The sequence below is a fragment of the Neisseria sp. MVDL19-042950 genome (assembly GCF_030504625.1).
Classification (GTDB): Bacteria; Pseudomonadota; Gammaproteobacteria; order Burkholderiales; family Neisseriaceae; genus Neisseria.
In genome coordinates this window covers 25,813-46,219 of sequence record NZ_JAUKWH010000001.1, presented here as the reverse complement: position 1 = coordinate 46,219, position 20,407 = coordinate 25,813, and the positions used below count along the sequence as shown (strand labels likewise).

Here is a 20,407-nt window from a genome sequence, read left to right as displayed (position 1 = left end):
CTGAAAACTTTTCAGACGGCCTCACGATTCGATTCGGAAGTCAGCGTTGTTCGAACGCCTTCACGGTTCCGTCCTGATGAAAACTGAGGTCATATGACGCACGCGGCGTTTCTATAACCGGCGAATGCCAGTATCGACTTTGGTCGGGCACAAACAAAACAAAAGTAAACAAATCCGGTTCCGTTTTCTCCGAGCCGACCGCCCGCGCCTTTTGTTTCCAGATTCCGACCATCTCGGCTACTTTGGCAAATTTGATTTGCTCCAAAGCCGTTACATTATCCTGCATTCTACCGTTGCCGGAAATCCGAACCGGTTGCGGCCCGCTCCATCTGCCGCCCTTATAAACATAACGGTCTATATAATCGGAATTGGCGGGGTCTTGGATGCTGATTTCGATACGCGCCAAATCGCCGCCGTAAAAGCGCACATCTTGAAACACATTCAGCGCCTGCCCGTCAAACTGCGGCAATGCCTTCAAAGAATCTTCGGCATTTTGAAGCGCTTGCCCGTCGGCCAAAAAATCAACCGAAGCGGCCGTTTGCTCATTTTTACCGCCGCAGGCACTTACACCTAACATTACAAACAAACACAACAGCCCGACTTTCTGCCTGATGTTCATGATGCCATCCTCCATACGGGTTTCACCCACAGGTGATGCCATTGTAAAGAAAACTCGAATGTCGATGACAATCCGATGACGAGCGGTCATTTCCTGCATTGACCACCGCATCGGCAAATTACCACTTGCCCGCCACTTTCTTATTGCGCATCAGGCACAGCATATCGGCGGCCACGTGCGCGGCGGCAATGGCGGTAATCTCGGCGTTATCGTAAGCCGGAGACACTTCCACCACGTCCATACCGACAATATTCAAATCGCCCAGCGCGCGGACAATGCCCAGAGCGGTATGCGAGTTCAAACCGCCGGGAACGGGCGTGCCGGTGCCCGGAGCGAAAGCGGGGTCGAGGCAGTCGATATCGAAGGTCATGTAAACGGGGTTGTCGCCGATGATGTCGTAAATACGTTTTACCGTCGCTTCAACGCCGTTTTCATTAATCCACGGCGCAAACAGCATGTTCATGCCCATGAAGTCGCTGTTCCAAGTGCGGATACCGACTTGTGCTGAAGTTTTCGGCTCGATCAAACCTTCTTTGATGGCTTTGTAAAACATGGTGCCGTGGTTCAAAGATTCGGGCGCATCGTCCGGCCAAGTGTCGCAATGGGCATCGAAATGCAGCAGGCTCAAAGGCTTGCCGTATTTTTCGGCATGTGCCTGCAACAGCGGATAAGTGATGAAATGGTCGCCGCCGAACGTAAGCATTTTGGCGTTGCTGTTTTGGATGATGTCGCGGGCGTGCTGGACGATGGTTTCGCGGATTGTCCACGGCTGATGCGCGTCAAACCAGCAGTCGCCGTAATCGATTACCGCCAAATCGTCAAACGGATCAAAGCCCCACGGGAAAAGATTCAATTCGGCCAACTGCACGCTGGCGGCACGGATGGCGGCCGGGCCTAAACGCGCGCCGGGGCGGAAGGTGGTGGCCAAATCCAACGGCACGCCGGACACCACCACGTCGACATCGGTCAAATCACGCGTGTAGCGGCGGCGCATAAAGGAAAGCGCGCCCGCATAAGTGTTTTCAATTGTCGAGCCTTTGAGCGATTCGCGGCGGAACGCGCCGTCTCCGTAAATTTTTTCAGTCATCGTTCTTTCTTCCGTGTCAATCCGGTCAGGCCGTCCGAAATTCAGCAAACGGCACAAACCGGCTATTTATTGTCCAACAAATATAAAAGGCTTTCAGACGGCCTGAAAGCCTTTGATTTTATTCCGCCGCCCGCCCTGCTTTACGGGCGGCTTTGCGCTCCTTCCGCTTTGCCCTCAATTCGCGCAAATGTTCGCGGTAGAAACGCAAACGCTGGCGTTTTTTCCACCAGAAATACAGCAACACTACCGCGCCGATGCCCAACAACACAAACAATACGGCTTGAAACTGATGCACTTTTTCCAACAGCCAATCGGTATTTTCGGCACCGTAATTGCCGAGATACACCCACACCGGCACGGAAATCAGCGCGGCCAATCCGTCCATTATCAAAAAGCGCAGATAAGACACTTTGCGGCTGATGCCTGCGGTAATGTAGATCGGTGTGCGCAAACCGGGCAGAAAGCGGGCGGTAAACAATACCCTGTTGCCGTATTTGTCGAATTTCTCCTGCACTTGGGCGTAACGCTTCGGTGTCATCACGCGGGCAACAAAGCGTACTTTGAGAATCTTATGACCAAACACCCGCCCTGCGGTAAACATCAAGCCGTCTCCGACCAACACGCCTACCATGCCGACTAGAAACATTATATGCACATTGGCGTATCCCAAACCAGAAATCACGCCGCCGGCAACCAGTGTGATGTCTTCCGGAATCGGCACACCGAACCCGCAGACAACCAACACGAAGAAAACAGCGGCATAGCCGTATTGTGTGAAAAATGCTTCTAAGAGTGCAAACATCGCGCTTGCCCATTCCTATTACTTATAAGTTAATTTTTAAGTGAGTAAAACGTCGGGTTATGCCCACTGCGAATCAGGCCGTCTGAAATTATTTTTTAACCGGCGACGCTCCCGCTTGAATCGCAGCAGCAATGCGCTCGGCACCTTTTTTGGCCCAATCGGTTTGGCGCGCTTCCACCATCACGCGCACCACCGGTTCCGTGCCGGAAGCCCGCAGCACGACGCGGCCTTTGCCTTCCAGCTCTTTTTCCACCTCGGCCAGCACGTCTTTCGATGCACTCTGCCAATCTTGCCCTTTCTGGATACGCACATTGATCATGGTTTGCGGGAAAGCCTGCCAATCGGCGCACACCGCGGCCAAGTCGCGCTTCAAAATGCGCAGGGCCGCCAACACTTGCAGGGCGGAAATAATGCCGTCGCCGGTATTGTGTTTATCCATGCACAAAATATGGCCGCTGGCTTCGCCGCCGATCAACCAGCCGTGCTGGTGCAGTTGCTCCAGCACGTAGCGGTCGCCGACTTTGGCACGGCAAAACGCCACTCCCTGCTCTTTCAAGGCCAGCTCCATCGCCATATTGGTCATTACCGTGCCGACCACGCCGCCGATTTGCACCCCTTCCACGGCCCGAGCTTTGGCAATCACGTAAATCAGGTTGTCGCCGTCATACACTTTTCCGTTTTTGTCGACCATAATCAAGCGGTCGCCGTCGCCGTCCAACGCGATGCCGTAGTCCGCTTCATTTTGCAGCACGGCAGCCTGTAATGCTTTCGGATGGGTGGCTCCGCATTTTTCATTAATGTTGTAACCGTTGGGTTCGTCGCCGATGGAAACCACTTGGGCGCCGAGCTCGTGAAACACTTTCGGCGCAACGTGATAACCGGCACCGTTGGCGGTATCGACCACCAGTTTCAAGCCGCGCAAATCAAGGTTGGCGGGGAAAGTGGATTTGCAGAATTCGATATAGCGGTCGTCCGCTCCGCTGATGCGGCGGGCGCGGCCGAGTTTTTCCGAAGGCTGGGTTTGGATTTCTTCGTCCAGCTTGGCTTCGATTTCCAGTTCGATTTCGTCGCTTAATTTCAAGCCGCCTTCGGCAAAGAATTTGATACCGTTGTCGGAATAAACATTATGGGAGGCAGAAATCATCACGCCGGCCGAAAGACGCAGGGCACGGGTAAGATAGGCGATGCCGGGCGTAGGCAGCGGGCCGGTTTGAATCACATTGACACCGGCTGCGGTAAACCCCGCCACCAGTGCGGCTTCGAGCATATAGCCTGAAATACGGGTATCTTTGCCGATGATAACAGTCGGTTTTTGTTCGCTGTCATGTTGCACCAGCACTCGGCCTGCCGCATAACCAAGCCTTAATACGAAATCGGGAGTAATCGGAAACTGGCCGACTTCACCGCGCACACCATCGGTACCGAAATATTTCTTTGCCATACAAAACTCTCCCTTTAAACTTGAACCTGTATTGTAAAGCAGCCCTGCTACGGTATCCAGCGGTTTACAAGGTTTTTCGGTTGAAATTTTATTCATATCAAAGGCCGTCTGAAAATTGTTTTCAGACGGCCTTTTGTGTGCTTCATATTCAAACGCCCAACGCGCTCCATACTTTCAAGGCATCGGCGGTAGCTTTCACATCGTGCACACGCACAATCTGCACGCCTCGGGCAACTGCGGCCAGAGCCGCCGCCACGCTACCGTGTATGCGCCCGGCGGCGTTTTCTTCGCCGGTAAGCTCGCCTATCATGCGTTTGCGCGATACGCCCACGAGCAAAGGCAAGGCGGTTTGCCGCATCAATTCTTCAAGATGCCGCATCAACGCGATATTGTGCGGCAGTTTTTTGCCGAAACCGAAACCCGGGTCGAGCACGATGCGTTCGCGGGCGATACCTGCCGCTTCGCACACTGCCGCACGCCCGTTCAAGTAATCGGCAACTTCTTTAACCACGTCTTGATATTGCGGATTTTCCTGCATGGTGGCCGGCATTCCCTGCATATGCATCAGGCAGATGCCGGTATCGGTTTGCCGCGCCAGCAAATTTACCGCACCGTCGTCGCTTAAAGCGGAAACATCGTTGATGATGTCCACTCCGCCCTGCTCCAATGCCCGCCGCATTACTTCGGTGCGGCGCGTATCCAAACTCACGGGCACATTCCACGCCACCAGCTCTTGCAACACGGGCGACACCCTTGCCCATTCTTCTTCGGGTGATACGTAATCCGACCCCGGCCGCGTTGATTCGCCGCCGACATCGAGAATATCCGCGCCGTCTTTTAAAAGCTGACCGGCATGCTTCAAGGCCGTCTGAACGGTTTGCGAATACGTGCCGCCGTCCGAAAACGAATCGGGGGTGAGATTGACGATGCCCATGATTTTGGGCCGTGCCAAATCAACCGTAAAACGGCCTGCCTGCCAATATAGTGAATCCATCTTCATCTTTTTTATATCCAACTCCAACCAACCGTACAAGGCCGTCTGAAAACACGTTTTTCAGACAGCCTTTACAAATATCCTTATTTCGACAACACAAAAAACTCAATCAACACGTTTTTAAAAATGAAGCCGAACACGCCCAAGCCCAGCACCAGAAACAAAATAAACATGCCGAATTTTCCAGCTTTCGATTCTTTGCCCAAATGCCAAACGATAAAGCCCAGCAAAATCACCAGCCCCGTCAAACAGATTTTCAATGCCCATTCGGCGAATACCGCTTCATCCATATTGCTTCCTTTCTTTGCCTGTTTATTCAGACGGCCTCTCCGTCAAACAGCAAGAGGCCGTCTGAAACTTATGCCAATGCCTGTTGCAAATCAGCAATCAAATCCGCCGTATTTTCCAAACCTATCGACAAACGCAATAATCCCGCTTCGATGCCCACCGCCCGTTTCGCTTCGGGGGCCATTCTGCCGTGCGTGGTCGTCCACGGGTGTGTGATGGTGGAGCGCACATCGCCCAGATTGGCGGTTTTGGAAAACAGTTTTACCGAATTAATCACTTTCCAAGCAGATTCTTGACCGCCTTCCACTTCAAAAGCCACCACGATACCGCCCGAAGCCTGCTGTTTGCGCACCAAATCGGCCTGCGGATGGTCCTCGAAACCGGCATAGTAAACCGCTTTCACTTGCGGTTGCCTACGCAGCCAATCCGCAATCTCCGACGCATTGGCCGCCTGCTTTTCCATGCGTACAAACAAAGTTTCCACGCCGCTGAGCAGCACCCATGCACTAAAAGGCGACAAAGCCAGCCCCGTCGAATTGCAATACATGGCGATTTCTTTAATCAGTTCGTTTTTACCGCAAACCACCCCGCCGAGCACCCTGCCTTGCCCGTCAATCGCTTTGGTTGCCGACTGCACCGATAAATCCGCACCCAATCTCAACGGCTGCTGGACGGCGGGGGAACAGAAGCTGTTATCCACCACCAAAAGTGCGCCTGCGCTACGGGCAATACCGGCCAAGGCTTCGATATCGGCGATTTCATTCAAAGGGTTGGAAGGCGTTTCCAAAAACAGCATCTTGGTATTTTCTTTTACCGCCGCCCGCCATTCGGCCAAATCGGTTTGCGATACCAACGTGATTTCAATACCGAACTTGGCCACCACGCCGTTGATAAAACCCGCCGTCGTACCGAACAGACTGCGGCTGGCAACCAGATGGTCGCCCGCCTTCAAAAACGTCAACATGGCCGCCTGAATCGCCGACATGCCGGTAGAAGTTGCCACACCGCCCTCGCCCGCTTCCAAGCAGGCAACGCGCCGTTCGAAAGCCGCTACGGTAGGATTCGCCGTGCGCGAATAGGTGTAGCCGTCGATTTCTTTCGCAAACAAAGCCGCACCCTGCGCGGCATCATCAAACATAAAACTGCTGGTTAAAAACAAAGCCTGATTGTGTTCGTTGTATTCGGTCTGGCTTTTGGCACCGCGTATCGCCAGCGTTTCGGGATGTAAATTATCACTCATAATGTCTTCTTTATCTCTTTGTCTTTTGTATTGTCGGTGTCGGTAAACCGCCACATAAAACGCGGCGGAAAATTGCGGACATTTTGCGCTTATTCGTTAAGGCTTTCAACCGTGCAGCCTGATTTTTAGGCTAAAACCTTTGCACACAGAATGTAGATGGCACACGGATAAAAACACGCCGCCGACGGCGTATCCGCCAAGTTCTAAAAAATTTTACGTAGCCCGAATACAAGCAAGGCCGTCTGAAAACCTTGTCTTCAGACGGCCTTTTTCAGCTTGCCCGGCTTTTGGCACTCAAAATGCTTCGCCTACTTTCACGCCGCCGGCAACATCTTTCGGCGTGGCCAGTTTCGCTGTGGCGGCTTGAGCGGCTTTGAATTCAGGCGTTTCCATCACGGCAGTGGCTTCTTTGGCGGGCAGGGTGTTCGCCATGTATTGCCAGCGGTCTGCCAATGCAGGGTTGGACGGAATCATAAAGCCCTCGCGCAATTCGTCGACCAAATCGGGGCGGTTGCACACCAACACGATGTCGCAGCCGGCATCAAACGATAATTTTGCCCGCTCTTTGATGCCGCCCGCCCCGCACGCGCCTTCCATAGTGAGGTCGTCTGAAAAAATCACGCCGTTGAAGCCGATATCTTCACGCAGAATATCTTTCAGCCATTTGGCCGAAAAGCCCGCCGGTTGGCTGTCGACTTGCGGGTAAACCACATGCGCGGGCATCACGGCCGCCATGCCTGCCGCGCTCATGCGGCGGAAGGGCACGATGTCGGCGGCTTCCAATTCGCTCAAACTGCGGTCGTCTTGAGGCAAAACGTGGTGGCTGTCGCCTTCGACGAAACCGTGGCCGGGAAAGTGTTTGCCGCACGATTTCATGCCGCCTTTGTTTAAGCCTTTCTGCAAAGCCAGCGCCAGCTCGATAACGATTTCAGCCTTGCCGTGGAAACTGCGGTTGCCGATTACGGCACATTGACCCCAGTTCAAATCCAGCACGGGCGTGAACGACAAATCTACGCCGCACGCGCTCAATTCGGTTGCCAACACCCAGCCCACCTGCTCGGCTTGAGCTTTGGCCGCTTCGGGGCTTTGCGTATCCCAAATTTTGCCGAGCACATTCATGGCGGGCAGACGGGTGAAGCCGTCGATAAACCGCTGCACGCGTCCGCCTTCGTGATCGACGGCGATAATCAGCTCGGGAGAGCGCAATGCTTTGATTTCGCTTACCAGCTCTTTAAGTTGGGCAACGTTTTCAAAATTGCGGCGGAACAAAATCACGCCGCCGACAGCAGGGTCGAGCAGGCGTTGTTTTTCTTCGTCGGTAAGATGAAAGGCGTGGACATCGGCCATCACGGGGCCGCGCGGGATAATGGGTTTGGTCATAAGTTTTCTCAACAAATAGGGAATGTGGTGCGGAAAAGGGAAGATTATACAAGACTGTATCGGCGGGCAGTAGGCGCATGTTGTCGATGCGGTTAAGTTTATATAGTTTACGTTTATATAGATAGGCCGTCTGAAAAGCAGGTTTTCAGACGGCCTTAACTTAAACACCAGCCGTTTTACTCGGCCAACCAAGCCATTGCTTCGATTTTGTGGCCGTCCAAATCGCGCACAAAGCAGCCGTAATATTCTTTGCCGTAATCAGGGCGTGTGCCGGGTGCGCCGTCGTCTTTCGCGCCTGCGGCCAAAGCCGCTTGATAGAAGGCATCGACTTCTTCGCTGGTTTCGGCGTAAAAGGCAACGTGCACGCCGTTGGCGGCTTGTGCGGGCTGCCCGTCGTACGGAGCCTGAATCCAAAATTCAGGATAGGCGCGCCCGTAAGCCACGGCGCGGTGTTCGCTTATATCGAGAATACGGCCGATACCGAGAGAGGCTAACACTTTGTCGTAAAACGCCACCGCCTCTTCAAAACGGTTGGTACCGAGCGATACGTGAGAAAGAATGCTGGGATTGGTAGACATGGCAATGCTCCTTTCCAAAAGATTTCAGACGGCCTTTTGAGGCCGTCTGAAAAGTATGCTCTGAAATTGGTATGGTGGAAAGGCTTCAAACCGTTTTTTGCACGATTATTGCAAATTCAAAGCCAAAAACAAAGTGTTGCCTCCGCGCTGTACCAACAGCGGCACATTTTTACCGGCTCCTTCGAGCGCGCTGCGGAATGTGCTTTCGTCTTCCACATTAATCTGACCAACGGCCAGAATTTCATCGCCGCGCTTCAAACCGGCACGTGCGGCCGCCCCTTCTACTTTAGCCACCACCAAGCGCTTGGTGTTGCCGGTATTGCGCACCTGCAAACTCAAGCCGACATTGTCGACATTGAAAACTTGGGCATTGGGCGCATACAGCGGATCTTCGATTTCGGCTTCGCCGGTATCTACGTCGCTGCCGGTTGCGCCCAACTGCACTTTAACGCTGCTCTCTTTGCCTTTGCGCCAAATGCCGAGGGTAACTTCTTTGCCCGGAGCGATTGCACCCACCATCACCGGCAGGTCGCTGGAACTGCGTATTTCTTCGCCATTCACACTGCGCACGATATCGCCCACCCGCAAACCTGCTTTGGCGGCGGGGCTGCCGGGCAGCACTTTGGCAATCAGCGCGCCGCTGGCTTTGCTCAAGCCGAACGATTTGGCCAAATCATAAGAAACTTCCTGAATAATCACACCGAGCTGGCCGCGCTGCACTTTGCCGTTGTTTTTCAACTGATCGGCCACGTTCATGGCCACATCAATCGGAATAGCGAACGAGATGCCCATAAAGCCGCCGCTGCGACTGTAAATCTGCGAGTTGATGCCGACCACTTGGCCCCGCAGGTTAAACAGCGGACCGCCGGAATTACCTGGGTTGATGGCAACATCGGTTTGGATAAACGGCGTATAGTTTTCGTTCGGCAGGCTGCGGCCTTTGGCGGACACGATGCCTGCGGTAACGCTGTTGTCAAACCCGAACGGTGCGCCGATGGCGGCCACCCATTCGCCCGGCTTCAATTCTTTGGCGTTGCCCACTTTGATAACAGGCAGGTTTTGCGCATCGATTTTCAACAGCGCCACGTCGGATTGCGAATCCGAACCGACTAATTTTGCGGTATATTCGCGCTTGTCGTTCAGCAAAACTTTGATGTTGTTCATGCCCGCCACCACATGGGTGTTGGTCAGGATATATCCGTCGGGGCTGATAATGAAACCTGAACCGAAGTTCAAATCGTCGTCGTCATCCTGCTCGGGCATATCGGGAATATTGGGCACAAGCCGTTTGAAAAACTCATAAAACGGATCGTTATCGGGAAACTGGTTCAAATCTATACCGTTATCGTTATTCCGAGCTGCGCGGGGGCCTTTCACGGCTTGGATGTTGACGACTGTTTGGCCTTCCTGCTCCACCAATTTGGTGAAGTCGGGCAGCAGCATTTCTACTTTGCCGAAATCGGTTTTGGTTTCTACTTTTTGCACCAAATCGCTTTCTTTACTGCTCTTACCGAAAAAACTTTCTACCTTGTCGCAACCGCTTAATGCCAATACGGAAGCCGTCAGTAAGGCGATATATTTTGGCGTTTTGTTCACAGTGTTTCCTTTAAAGGTTATCCGTTGGTTTTCGATGGCGCCGATTGTAAACGAAAACCTATATTCCTGCACGGTAAAAACAAGCGTGAATATATGTTTAAACAAGCATTTTACATCTTCTTTACACTCTTTCAGACGGCCTCTCGAATACATAAAAAAGGCCGTCTGAAAATCTCAAACGGCATAGTGCGGCGCAAACGGCATTACACCGGCGGCATCGGTTTGGCCGGATATTCGCATAAATCGCTGATAATACATTTACTGCACAACGGTTTTTGTGCCTTGCAGGTATAGCGGCCGTGCAGAATCAGCCAGTGGTGCGCATCCATTAGAAATTCTTTCGGCACGAACTTCATCAATTTGTCTTCCACCTCGCGCACATTCTTGCCGGGTGCGATTTTCGTGCGGTTCGACACTCGGAAAATATGCGTATCGACGGCCATTACCGGCTGGCGGAAAGCCGTGTTCAACACCACATTGGCAGTTTTCCGCCCCACGCCGGGCAAGGCTTCCAGCGCCTCGCGGCTGGCCGGCACTTTGCCGTTGTGCCGCTCGAGCAGAATGCGGCAGGTTTCCATAATATGTTTGGATTTGGTTTTATACAAACCGATGGTTTTGGTGTATTCCATCACGCCTTCCAAGCCCAAATCCAACATGGCCTGCGGATTGTCGGCCACGGGAAACAATTTTGCCGTCGCCTTGTTCACGCCCACATCGGTGGCTTGGGCGGAAAGCAGCACGGCAATCAGCAGCTCGAACGGGCTGTTGAAATTCAATTCGGTTGTCGGATGCGGGTTAGCATCGCGGAGACGTTCGAAAATCTCTTGGCGGATTTGTTTGTTCATACTTATTGTAATAGCGGATAAATATCGGTTGCATGCGGATTGTTTTCAGACGGCCTGCCATACCGAGGCCGTCTGAAAAGGCCGGTTAATGCTTCCGTTTATGAAAGCTCTGTTCAAAATCTTCCAGCATGTCCAGCTCGAAACGGCTGAATCCCGCACGTTCGCGGGCCTCGATATTCACATAGCCCCGAAAAATGAACAGATCGTAACGAGCAATCAAACTGCGGAACAAGCTCAACGGTTCCAAACCGCGTTCGGCACACAGATATTGATACCAACGGTTGCCGATCTGCACGTGCCCCACTTCGTCGCAGTAAATGATATCAAGCACGGCACAGGTATCCTGATCGCCGCGCTGCGCCACTTTGGCACGGATTGCAGGCGTAACGTCCAATCCGCGCGCTTCCAGCACGCGCGGCACCAACGCCATCCGCAGCAAAGGATCGAATGCGGTTTTATAGGCCATATCCCACAAGTGGTTATGGGCTTCAAAATCGCCGTAATCAAACCCGTATGCCCGCAGCCGCGTGCGCATCAGGTTGAAATGATACGCTTCTTCTTTCGCCACCCGAATCCAATCGGCAGTAAATTGTACGGGCAGGTTGCGGAAACGGTAAGCCGCATCCAATGCCAGATTGATTGCATTAAACTCAATATGGCAAATCGCATGCAGCATGGCAGCGTAACCTTCCGCCGAGGCCATCTTGCGCGGATGCACGGCAGAGGCGGCCACCAGCTTCGGCTTGGGCGGGCGGCCTGCAAAACGGAAATCTTTCGATTTTTCAGACGGCCTGTTGTCCAGCAGGCCGTCTGAAAAACCTTTCCATATCATCTCGGTCAAACGGCATTTTTCATCAGGATCACAAGAAGTCAACGCAGATAACAGCGCAGGATAAACGGATTGTGTTGTATTCATGAGGCGCATTATAACGGTAAACAGGATTTAAATTCAGGTTAAACACATCACGATTTTTCTCTTATTCATAAGCATTTAAGCATTCAGACGGCCTTTACACGAGAACAATAATCTACCCGTAACCGCCCTAAACCTTGTCATCCGCACAGAAAGGCTTAATATACGCCCTACGCGAATCCGTCGGATACAAATCATCCATTTTCCGGAAAGGAACATTACACAATGAAGAAAAAACAACTATTTGCCACATTCGCCACCCTGCTTGCCCTGAGCATCGGCAGCGCACACGCCGGCGCGATTGATGCCTTAAAAAAATTCAATGCTGACGCAGACGGTATCAGCGGCAGCTTCAGCCAAACCGTGAAAAGCAAAAAGAAAACCCAAACCACCAACGGGTCTTTCAAAATCCTGCGCCCGGGTTTGTTCAAATGGGAATACACCAGCCCTTATAAACAAACCATCGTCGGCGACGGCAAAACCATCTGGTTATACGACGTAGATTTGGCCCAAGTAACCAAATCACCACAAGATCAAACCATCGGCGACAGCCCTGCCGCTATCTTGTCGAATAAATCCGCACTCGACAGCAGCTATGCCCTTCAGGAAGACGGCGCTTCAGACGGCATCGACTACGTGCTCGCCAAACCCAAGAAAAACAATGCAGGATACCAATATATCCGCATCGGTTTCAAAGGCGATGCCCTCGCCTCCATGCAGTTGAAAGACAGCTTCGGCAACGAAACCACCATCCGTTTCAACAACCTGAATATGAAACCCAACCTGCCGCGCAGCACATTCACATTTACCCCGCCCAAAGGTGTGGACGTTTTGAGCAATTGATTCCGCTACGCTGCCTACACAATAAAAGGCCGTCTGAAATCTTTCAGACGGCCTTTGGCCTTTTAGAGGGTTGCCTAATTACACGTCAGCAGGAGCTTCGGCACCTTCAGGCAAACCGAAAATCTCGCGCAGGATAACCTTATAGTAAGCAAAAGCCTCTTTGGCACCTTCAATCGCTTCGTCTTGGGCGGCTTTATCCAAGCCCAACTGGTTGAGATACACTACGAATTCACGCCAGTGTTGGCCGCGGCCGTCGGGATGCGGGGCCAAATGGCGCGCACCGTGTTCGGCATTGAAGCTCAATTTTTGCGCATCTTTAAACAAAAACGCCGCACCCAAGTTGGAACCTTCGGCGCAATACAACCAACCGATGGCTTTATTGCCTTCGGGCTTGGGCAAGGCATCTGAGAATTGATAAGGCTCGCTGCCCAAATCTTTCAAATCCTGCACCACCGCATCATAACGCGCCATATCCGCCAATTGGGGAATCGCTTTGTTTAACGATGCATCTTTATAAATATCGTCAACGATTTTGTGGAATACGGATTGCAGTTTTAAGAATTTGATATAGTTTTCGTTGTTAGAAAACGGCTGAACCGACATTACGAGGTTGTCAACGCTGTCATGTGTAGTGCGGTTTTCTTCTTTCAGACGTTGGGCGAAAGTTTGGGTTTCGTTAGTCATTTCGTTTTCCTTGAGATAAAAAGACCGATATTGTGTTTTAAGGCGGCTCTAAAAGCAATAGGCTAAAGAACCGCCCGATGGCACGTTATCAGAACTTGGCTTCCAATACTACGTTGAAATTACGACCGGGCGCACTGAAACGGTCGATACCGCCGTGCGTTTTATTATGCACACGGTTCACTGCACCGAATTCCCTGATGCTGCGTAAAGAATCCCATGTGTAATATTTTTTATTAAACAGGTTAAATACGCCGCCGCGCAAAGATACATGTTTGCCGAATTGATAATGGCCGATCAAGTCAACCAAGAACACATTACGGCTGTGTTTTACAAACGGCCACGGCTCATTAGGATTGTCATAGGCTCTGGACGTATCCTTTGCTTTCTTTCTGGCGAAGTAGCTGAGATTCGTACCTGCGCTCCAGCGGTTGTTCGGATGTTTATAGCCGATACCCCACACCGCATTAAACGGCTGAAGCGCATTCAAGGGAACACCTCCGTCGGCCGAACCTTTAATGTAGCTGGCAGCCAAATTGGTATATGTGCCTTGAGGTAATCCCACACTATCCAACTTCCACTGACCTTGCAACTCCAAACCTTTCACAACGGCATTGTTGCGGTTTCTATTTTGATAAGTAGGGGAAATCCAGCTTTCTTTCACAATATCGCCGTTGTTATTCAAGATTTCGTGTTGTTTACCGCCAATGTAAACGAAATCAATGAAGTTTTTGTAACGGGTACGGAAACCTGATAATTTCAGATTACCCCACTTGCCGTGCCAGTCCACACCCAATTCGATATTTCTCGAACGTTCATCTTTCAGGTCCGGATTAGGTTGCACATAAAAATCCCGATGGGGGAAGAAAAACCACATTTCATCGGTTGTAGGAGCACGGAATGCAGTGCTGTATTTACTTTGCAGCGTTAATGAGGGAACCACATTCCAATCTACTCCGGCAGAATAGCTGGGAGCTTGGAATTTGGCTTGCCGGTTCCACAATCCTTTCCACTCCAATTCACGTCTTATCCTTGGTATAAGGGTGTCGCTTTCAATTGTATTCATACGCACTTGGTCGTAGCGCAAACCCAAGCCGAGCTTAACACGGTCTCCGAAACGAATACTGTTATCCCAGTAAACATGGTTGTTTTTACTTTTCGTGCCTACCAAGAATTCTTTGGTAGTTTTTGACGAACCTAAAACATCGGGATAATAAATTAAAGCGGAATATTCTAAATTGGTACTGCTGTATTTGCCTTTATTCAAACCGGCACCGTACATGGTATCCCATGTAATAGCACCGAAATCCAAATGTTTATCGGCAGATATTTTGAACTGGTTCAAATCTTGAAACAACCCTCTGCGCTTGAAATCAGCCTCCGCATTGCGGCCTTTCTGAGCGTAATCATTAGGAATATCCCAAGTTAATGTAGTCATCTGGATTTTTTGTTTGTCCACATTCAGCTTCAAGCTATCCCAAGGACCGTTTTCAAGCTGGTTTTCATATTCCAAACCGGTACGCTTACGGTAGCTGACATCATTACGCAAACGTGTTTGCCCGCCGATATAACTGAAAAGATTCGACAATTCGGTAGTATGTTTGTCTTGGCGATAGTCTTCATATACACCGCTCAAATAGTTTGTAGGGCTGAAATAATACCCCAACTTAACCAATGTACTCTTGCTCGACACATTTTGCGGATCGGGAGTTGCACGCGCCACCCCTTTATGTGAAAAGCCGTTTTCATCGGTGTAGTCCAATTTAACATCGGCACCACCGCTGTGGTTTCTGGTTTCATGCCCATGACGGCGCGTAAATACAAACAAACCGTCCACATTACCTGCTCTGCCTGCTAAAGTCGTACTACCCATCCACTGGTCCGATTTGCCTATATAGCCGCCTTTCAGACCAATATGATAGTTTTTGTCGCCTTGAAGATAATCTTTCGGAGATTTGGTTTTATAAAGCACGGCCCCTCCCAAAGCACCGCTGCCTGCGGTAAGGGAATCCGCCCCTTTCAGAATAGCCACTTCTGAAATATTTTCCAACTCCGCCGCATTACGGTTGGTGTTGAAATTACCATAGGCGCCGAATAATTCCTGAAAAGCTTCGGACGAACGGCTTTCGGCCTGTGCCAAGCCGTCAACGCTGATTGCGACACGATCTTTATCCACGCCTCGAATGGCAAAGCCGTTGGAACCGGCGCGACCTCCTTCCACAACCGAAATTCCCGGATCATAGCGCACCATGTCGTGGATATCCTGAACCAAATTCTCATCCAATTTTTGGCGGCGGACTTTTTCACTTCCCAGCTTCTTAACAGTACGGCTACCTTTTACTTCTATGGTTTTTAACTGCACATCTTGCTCCGCTCCACCTTCCTCTGCGCCAAAAGCATTAACGGAAAAAGCACTACACAAAACCATAAACATAACGGTAGGTTTAAACTTTATTGTGTGTTTGTTCATTTTTTTATTAACCTCAATTTACAGGGTTCAAATCTTTAGAGGTATCGTCGGGTCTGCGCATAGAATTGTTTGTCGCACCACCGAATACGCTATTCAAACTACGGTCTTTATCAAAAACAATCTTGCCGCCGATTTGGTCTCCATGAGGTCTGCGATAACCGCCAGTACCGTAAAACGCACCTTCAACCTTACCTGCAACACCGCCGGAACTTGCGCTGCCACTGAAATGATTACCCTGCACGGATACATCTTCAAAGCGGATATCCGCACCAAAGTCGCTGTTTCCAATGATAGTGCCGCCTAATTTTCCTGTGTTAAAGTTCACGGTAAGCAAAGACTGCACACCGTCTTTCTTCGGGAAGTTATTCGGGCGGTAAGATGAAGAAACGACTCCGCCATTTTTTACCCGTAAAGCCCATACTTCATAAGTAGCTTTTCCTGTCGGGCTGAATTTATTCTCCTCTTTGGCGCCTTGCATTTTTGTCGCATCCGCCAAAATACCGCCGACAAACAAATCGGCTTTCCCGTTCTTATCTATCCATGCTCCGTAACGAACGGCATCTACTCTTGTAGCCGGATATTGAATTTGCCCATTTTCACAACATGCGAAGAGTTTGCCGCCATTATCCGTTACTTGCATATCATGCTTAGTTCTCAGATTTTTATCGGGATGAAAACTATCCGGCAAAATAGGGTTCGTATAAGTATTAAATACATATACTTTACCGTCGGGCGTTTGGTATGCCAGTCTATCTTGAGGCATAAGCTCGCCAAAAATATTTTTCTCTTTTATCTTCCAACTAACCACTTTGCCTGATGTTTCGCTATTGGCATTAAATGTTTCCATTTTCAGGCCTTCTGTAGGCCCAATTACATTAGGATCTTGCGGATTTAACGCAGATAATGTAGGAACGGGTACAACTGTATTCGGAATGCCAACATGCCCGCCTCCCGCACATGCTGCCAAAACAACAGGTAAAACCAAACTAATGTAAGGCCGTCTTAAAAACCACTTATCCATAAAGCACCTCCGATTATCATATTTTTAATAGTAAATTAATTTTCTTAAAAAAACCGAAATAAGATTTGTTTTTATTCAAAGATGAAATATACTCTGAAAATGAAAATTATTACAAACTTTTTTTATTCTCTTTTTACAAATTGACAATGAACTATCTAAAAACGTTAACAATTTCACTGCTTCCGACAGCCATCCTTTCGGCATATTTTCCCGCCCTCGCTGAAGCCGGCACCCTGAAAATACCGGCTTCAGACGGCCTCAAGCAAGAGCAACCTGCCCTTCAAGCACAGCAACAACCGTGGCTGGATCAAATCAACCGCCCCGCTACTGTTGTGGAAACGCAAATCGATGCTCGAAAAACAGCGATGCTGACCAATGAGGATTTAATACAACATCCTGCATTGCTTCATAATTTGATGGTTCAAGCCCTCAACAGTGGTAATCCCCATCTGCTCGAATCGTTAACTGCCGCCTACCGGAAACTACCTCAAGCCGACCGGACATTACTTGCCCGTGCCGAGGGCATGTTGGCACGCTATCGCGGCGACTATTCGCAGGCTGTCGAACTTTATTCAAACCTGCATGAACAACACCCGCAAGACAACCGCATTACGCTCGATACGGCAGCCATTTTGCAGGAAGACAAGCAATGGAAAGAAGCCGACCGCCTATTTACGGAAGCGGCTTCCGCTCCCGATTTGCCCCCCGAAGTTCTCCAAAATATCGATTTTTACCGCGATCAAAACAAAGCCTTTAACCAATGGCGTTTTGACGGAGGGATCAGTATCACCCGCGACAGCAACATCAACGATGCGGCGCCTCCTTACTGCCTACCGCTGGGTTGCATAGAACAAAAGTCCGAAAGCGCAACCGGCCTCAATTACCAAGTTTCCGCCGAAAAAAATACCCCGTTAAAGGGGCATCATAATCTGGTATTCCGGAGCAATTTCAGCGGCGTAAGTTACTATTTCGACAAAAAATCCCAATACGACAGTGCATTTGGCCGTGCTTATCTCGGTTGGCAATATCAAAATGCCCGCAGCAGTTTCAACATCTTGCCTTTCTACCAATGGCAGCTTGCCGGCACCAATGAATGGGCAAAGAAAACTGAAAAGAAACGAACGTTCAATATGGATATGCTCGCCCGCGCCGCGGGTATTCAGACGGCCTTTTCCCATCAGATTACCCCTCGTCTGCAAGGCTATCTCTCCGCCGAATTCTACCGGCAAAACTACCGTGAAGAAGAACGTGCGGAACGCAACGACGGCAAGCATTACAATTTCTTCGGCTCTCTTGCTTACCGCCTGACTCCCCAACACACCATATTCGGCGGTTTAAACAGCAGTATTTTCCAGCCTGAAACCAAAACCATCGGCAACCGCCCCAACAATGCGGGAAACACCCGCAACAGCATCAGCGCAGGCTGGCTGGCCGGCTGGCCCAAGCTGGGCGGGCTGAACACCCAATTGAGGGCAGCCTACACCGACAGACGCTACCGCCACCAAGCCCTCAATACCGATTTTGAATGGCAGCAACAGCGCAACAAAGAGAGTTATTACAGTTTTTCCCTCGCCCATCCCAAAATCGCCATCGGCAAATTCATGCCTAAGCTGACATGGGAACAGCGTTATCTCCGCAGCACCCATAAATGGGCCGAGCGCAAACATAAAAAACTCTTTATAGAAATTGAAAAAAAATTCTGACGAGGAACCGTACAGCAAACTTTTATACCAAGCAGCAAACCGGCGGTTGCACGGATTACCGTGCTCCGCCGGTTTCAATAAGAGGGCCGTCTGAAAACTTATTTTTAAGTTTTCAGACGGCCTTTTCACAAGCAGCCAAACACAATTAACGCTTAACCGACTCTATCGCCAACAAATGGTTGGTAAACGCACCTTTGGTTTCGCAACGCCAACTTGCCCACAATTTACGGCCGTTTGGGTTGGAATCCAGCTCCAACGCCAACCAGTTCCGTGCCGGCATAATATAGCGATTAGACGCGGGAAATAGCATCATCTCGGCTTCCAAATGCACATCTAACTTTTGCTTTTTCTTGGCCAACGAATTCAACATCTGGCAGAACAGCCGTTCCATCACCGATACCAGAGAAGGATGGACAATGGCACTGGAAGTAAGCTGCTGAATCTGTGTGCTGTAATCGCAAATATCCATATCGGTACGGTAAACCACACCACATGCAGCTACGTGCACATCGCCGGAAAGCACCGTTACGCGCATCCGCTTTTCCTGGGCCGTCTTAAACAGGGTTTCAATCAGGCGCTTGCGCTCGCCTTCGTGATCATCGTTGGTCCAGTGGTCTTTCAAATCGTCGGCACTGCTGTCGAGCACATGATCGTAACCCAGATTATCCATCAGAATTTCCGCCAACGAAAGTTTAGGGTGCATTACCGGCACAGAGGAAACAAACAGCAAATGGCGGTCAATCGGGCATTCGGGAATGCCTGACGAGAGCCATTGCTGCATCGACCGCCATGTTTCCGGCCCCATAATCTGTTCGTGCGAACGCTCGGTACGCAAATCCGCCACCAGCAGGCTGATCGGCCCTACCGTATGAGCAAACGAAAAGCCGGGCTGGTTGTCGAACAGCGGCAAGGCCAATTTGTCGGATTTAAGCACTTCTGACCATTTAATCGGCTCGAAAATCGGGTCGTCAATCCGCATGTTGATGTCGCTGCGCAGCTTCAATTCGGGCAGTTGGTCGTCGGCCTGCTGCATTTGGAAAATCCAGAATGCCCGCCGCGCATGGTAAAACAGGCGTTGGAACAACGGGCTGCGCTGCATTTCCGGGCTGTGCGAACCCCAACCGTCGAAAATATCGTGGTCGTCCCACATCATCACGGTCGGAATCCGCGCCATGCCGTGCGCCGAATCCAATGTTTTGTTTACCGAACCCCACGGTGCATGGTTGTTCGGCAACCAGCGGTTGAGGTAAAAATCAATATAGTAATCCTCGATTTTCTGCTCCAGTGCCGCGCTGACGGTATATTTCAACTGTTCCTTACGCGGCAGGCCGATCCATTTTTTCAACAGCTTGATATCATCCCAAATCGGGTCGAAATAAATCTGATCGCCACCCATAACCATTAAATGGAAACGCTGCAAGCCTTTTTCGTGGGTGTGCGTTTCATGCCAGAGCTGTTCTTTATCCAACCGATAATCTTTCGGACGCACGGCTTTATCATGGTTACACAGCAAATCTTCCCATACCGCGTTCTCGCCTTTAATCAGCTTGCGGATGCCGTTAGCGTCGGAAAAACCGTTGCACGATACGTAAACCATGCGCGGTGCTTCGCCTTGCGCAGGCACGGTGAAATGCCACACTTCGTCGATGCCGTCGATACGGTATTCGACTTTCCGTTCTTCTTTCTGCTGCTTGCACGACAAATCGTAGCGCAGGAAAGTTTTACCGCGGTGCTCCAACAATATTTTGGGAGCCGGAGTGGCTTTACCGTCCATTTTCAACACGGGAAATTCCGCTTTGCCGTCCACCGCGATCATTGCGGTTACTTTCCATTCGCCCTTTTGCGCTCCTCCACGGAAAGACAGCACCGGGCCGAGATAGAGTTTGGTCATATCATTTCTCCCTGT

At 50.6% G+C, this 20,407-nt stretch carries 18 protein-coding genes; 2 read left to right on the top strand and 16 right to left on the bottom strand.

Features of this window, described 5'->3' with window-relative positions:
• Positions 1 to 40 precede the first annotated feature (40 nt).
• The 12 genes from Q0X97_RS00230 to Q0X97_RS00175 all read right to left on the bottom strand — a co-directional run bounded on the left by Q0X97_RS00230 (position 41) and on the right by Q0X97_RS00175 (position 11,786).
• Positions 41 to 619 (bottom strand): hypothetical protein, encoded by a 579-nt coding sequence (locus tag Q0X97_RS00230; protein WP_302065269.1) that lies wholly within the window; start codon positions 617 to 619, stop codon positions 41 to 43.
• Between the two features lie 118 nt (positions 620 to 737).
• Complete coding sequence (gene speB, locus Q0X97_RS00225) at positions 738 to 1,706, bottom strand: agmatinase (protein ID WP_302065268.1); 969 nt, start codon at positions 1,704 to 1,706, stop codon at positions 738 to 740.
• A gap of 118 nt (positions 1,707 to 1,824) precedes the next feature.
• Entirely contained in the window at positions 1,825 to 2,508 is a 684-nt protein-coding gene (locus Q0X97_RS00220) for a DedA family protein (RefSeq protein WP_302065267.1), read from the bottom strand.
• A gap of 88 nt (positions 2,509 to 2,596) precedes the next feature.
• On the bottom strand, positions 2,597 to 3,949 hold the full coding sequence (gene glmM, locus Q0X97_RS00215) for a phosphoglucosamine mutase (protein WP_302065509.1): 1,353 nt from the start codon (positions 3,947 to 3,949) through the stop codon (positions 2,597 to 2,599).
• A 148-nt stretch (positions 3,950 to 4,097) separates the two neighbouring features.
• Positions 4,098 to 4,943: a dihydropteroate synthase gene (folP, locus tag Q0X97_RS00210; RefSeq protein ID WP_302065266.1), complete on the bottom strand. Its 846-nt coding sequence runs from the start codon at positions 4,941 to 4,943 to the stop codon at positions 4,098 to 4,100.
• An 83-nt stretch (positions 4,944 to 5,026) separates the two neighbouring features.
• Positions 5,027 to 5,233, bottom strand: a complete 207-nt coding sequence (locus tag Q0X97_RS00205) for a DUF2788 domain-containing protein (RefSeq protein WP_085391208.1) — start codon at positions 5,231 to 5,233, stop codon at positions 5,027 to 5,029.
• Positions 5,234 to 5,301: 68 nt separating this feature from the next.
• Entirely contained in the window at positions 5,302 to 6,471 is a 1,170-nt protein-coding gene (metZ, locus tag Q0X97_RS00200) for an O-succinylhomoserine sulfhydrylase (RefSeq protein ID WP_302065265.1), read from the bottom strand.
• Positions 6,472 to 6,765: 294 nt separating this feature from the next.
• Entirely contained in the window at positions 6,766 to 7,851 is a 1,086-nt protein-coding gene (nagZ, locus tag Q0X97_RS00195; RefSeq protein ID WP_302065264.1) for a beta-N-acetylhexosaminidase, read from the bottom strand.
• Positions 7,852 to 8,027: 176 nt separating this feature from the next.
• Positions 8,028 to 8,429: a VOC family protein gene (locus Q0X97_RS00190; RefSeq protein ID WP_302065263.1), complete on the bottom strand. Its 402-nt coding sequence runs from the start codon at positions 8,427 to 8,429 to the stop codon at positions 8,028 to 8,030.
• Between the two features lie 105 nt (positions 8,430 to 8,534).
• A complete protein-coding gene (locus tag Q0X97_RS00185) occupies positions 8,535 to 10,025 on the bottom strand; it encodes a DegQ family serine endoprotease (protein WP_302065262.1) in 1,491 nt (496 codons plus the stop codon).
• 203 nt (positions 10,026 to 10,228) lie between these two features.
• Entirely contained in the window at positions 10,229 to 10,870 is a 642-nt protein-coding gene (gene nth / locus Q0X97_RS00180) for an endonuclease III (protein ID WP_302065261.1), read from the bottom strand.
• Positions 10,871 to 10,955: 85 nt separating this feature from the next.
• Positions 10,956 to 11,786 carry a ferritin-like domain-containing protein gene (locus tag Q0X97_RS00175; RefSeq protein WP_302067647.1) on the bottom strand — a complete coding sequence of 277 codons (831 nt, stop codon included), beginning with the start codon at positions 11,784 to 11,786 and terminating at the stop codon, positions 10,956 to 10,958.
• A 222-nt stretch (positions 11,787 to 12,008) separates the two neighbouring features.
• Here Q0X97_RS00175 and lolA point away from each other — a divergent pair, with 222 nt between their 5' ends.
• On the top strand, positions 12,009 to 12,626 hold the full coding sequence (lolA, locus tag Q0X97_RS00170) for an outer membrane lipoprotein chaperone LolA (RefSeq protein WP_302065259.1): 618 nt from the start codon (positions 12,009 to 12,011) through the stop codon (positions 12,624 to 12,626).
• Between the two features lie 78 nt (positions 12,627 to 12,704).
• Here the strand turns inward: lolA and Q0X97_RS00165 are convergent, their stop codons facing one another.
• The 3 genes from Q0X97_RS00165 to Q0X97_RS00155 form a co-directional block, all read right to left on the bottom strand.
• Positions 12,705 to 13,310: a biliverdin-producing heme oxygenase gene (locus tag Q0X97_RS00165; protein ID WP_302065257.1), complete on the bottom strand. Its 606-nt coding sequence runs from the start codon at positions 13,308 to 13,310 to the stop codon at positions 12,705 to 12,707.
• Between the two features lie 88 nt (positions 13,311 to 13,398).
• Positions 13,399 to 15,777, bottom strand: coding sequence for a TonB-dependent hemoglobin/transferrin/lactoferrin family receptor (locus Q0X97_RS00160; protein WP_302065256.1), 2,379 nt, complete (start codon positions 15,775 to 15,777; stop codon positions 13,399 to 13,401).
• 13 nt (positions 15,778 to 15,790) lie between these two features.
• Entirely contained in the window at positions 15,791 to 16,798 is a 1,008-nt protein-coding gene (locus Q0X97_RS00155; protein WP_302065255.1) for a Slam-dependent surface lipoprotein, read from the bottom strand.
• Between the two features lie 146 nt (positions 16,799 to 16,944).
• Here Q0X97_RS00155 and Q0X97_RS00150 point away from each other — a divergent pair, with 146 nt between their 5' ends.
• Positions 16,945 to 18,501, top strand: coding sequence for a surface lipoprotein assembly modifier (locus Q0X97_RS00150; protein ID WP_302065254.1), 1,557 nt, complete (start codon positions 16,945 to 16,947; stop codon positions 18,499 to 18,501).
• A gap of 145 nt (positions 18,502 to 18,646) precedes the next feature.
• Here the strand turns inward: Q0X97_RS00150 and Q0X97_RS00145 are convergent, their stop codons facing one another.
• A complete protein-coding gene (locus Q0X97_RS00145) occupies positions 18,647 to 20,392 on the bottom strand; it encodes an alkaline phosphatase D family protein (RefSeq protein ID WP_302065253.1) in 1,746 nt (581 codons plus the stop codon).
• Positions 20,393 to 20,407 lie beyond the last annotated feature (15 nt).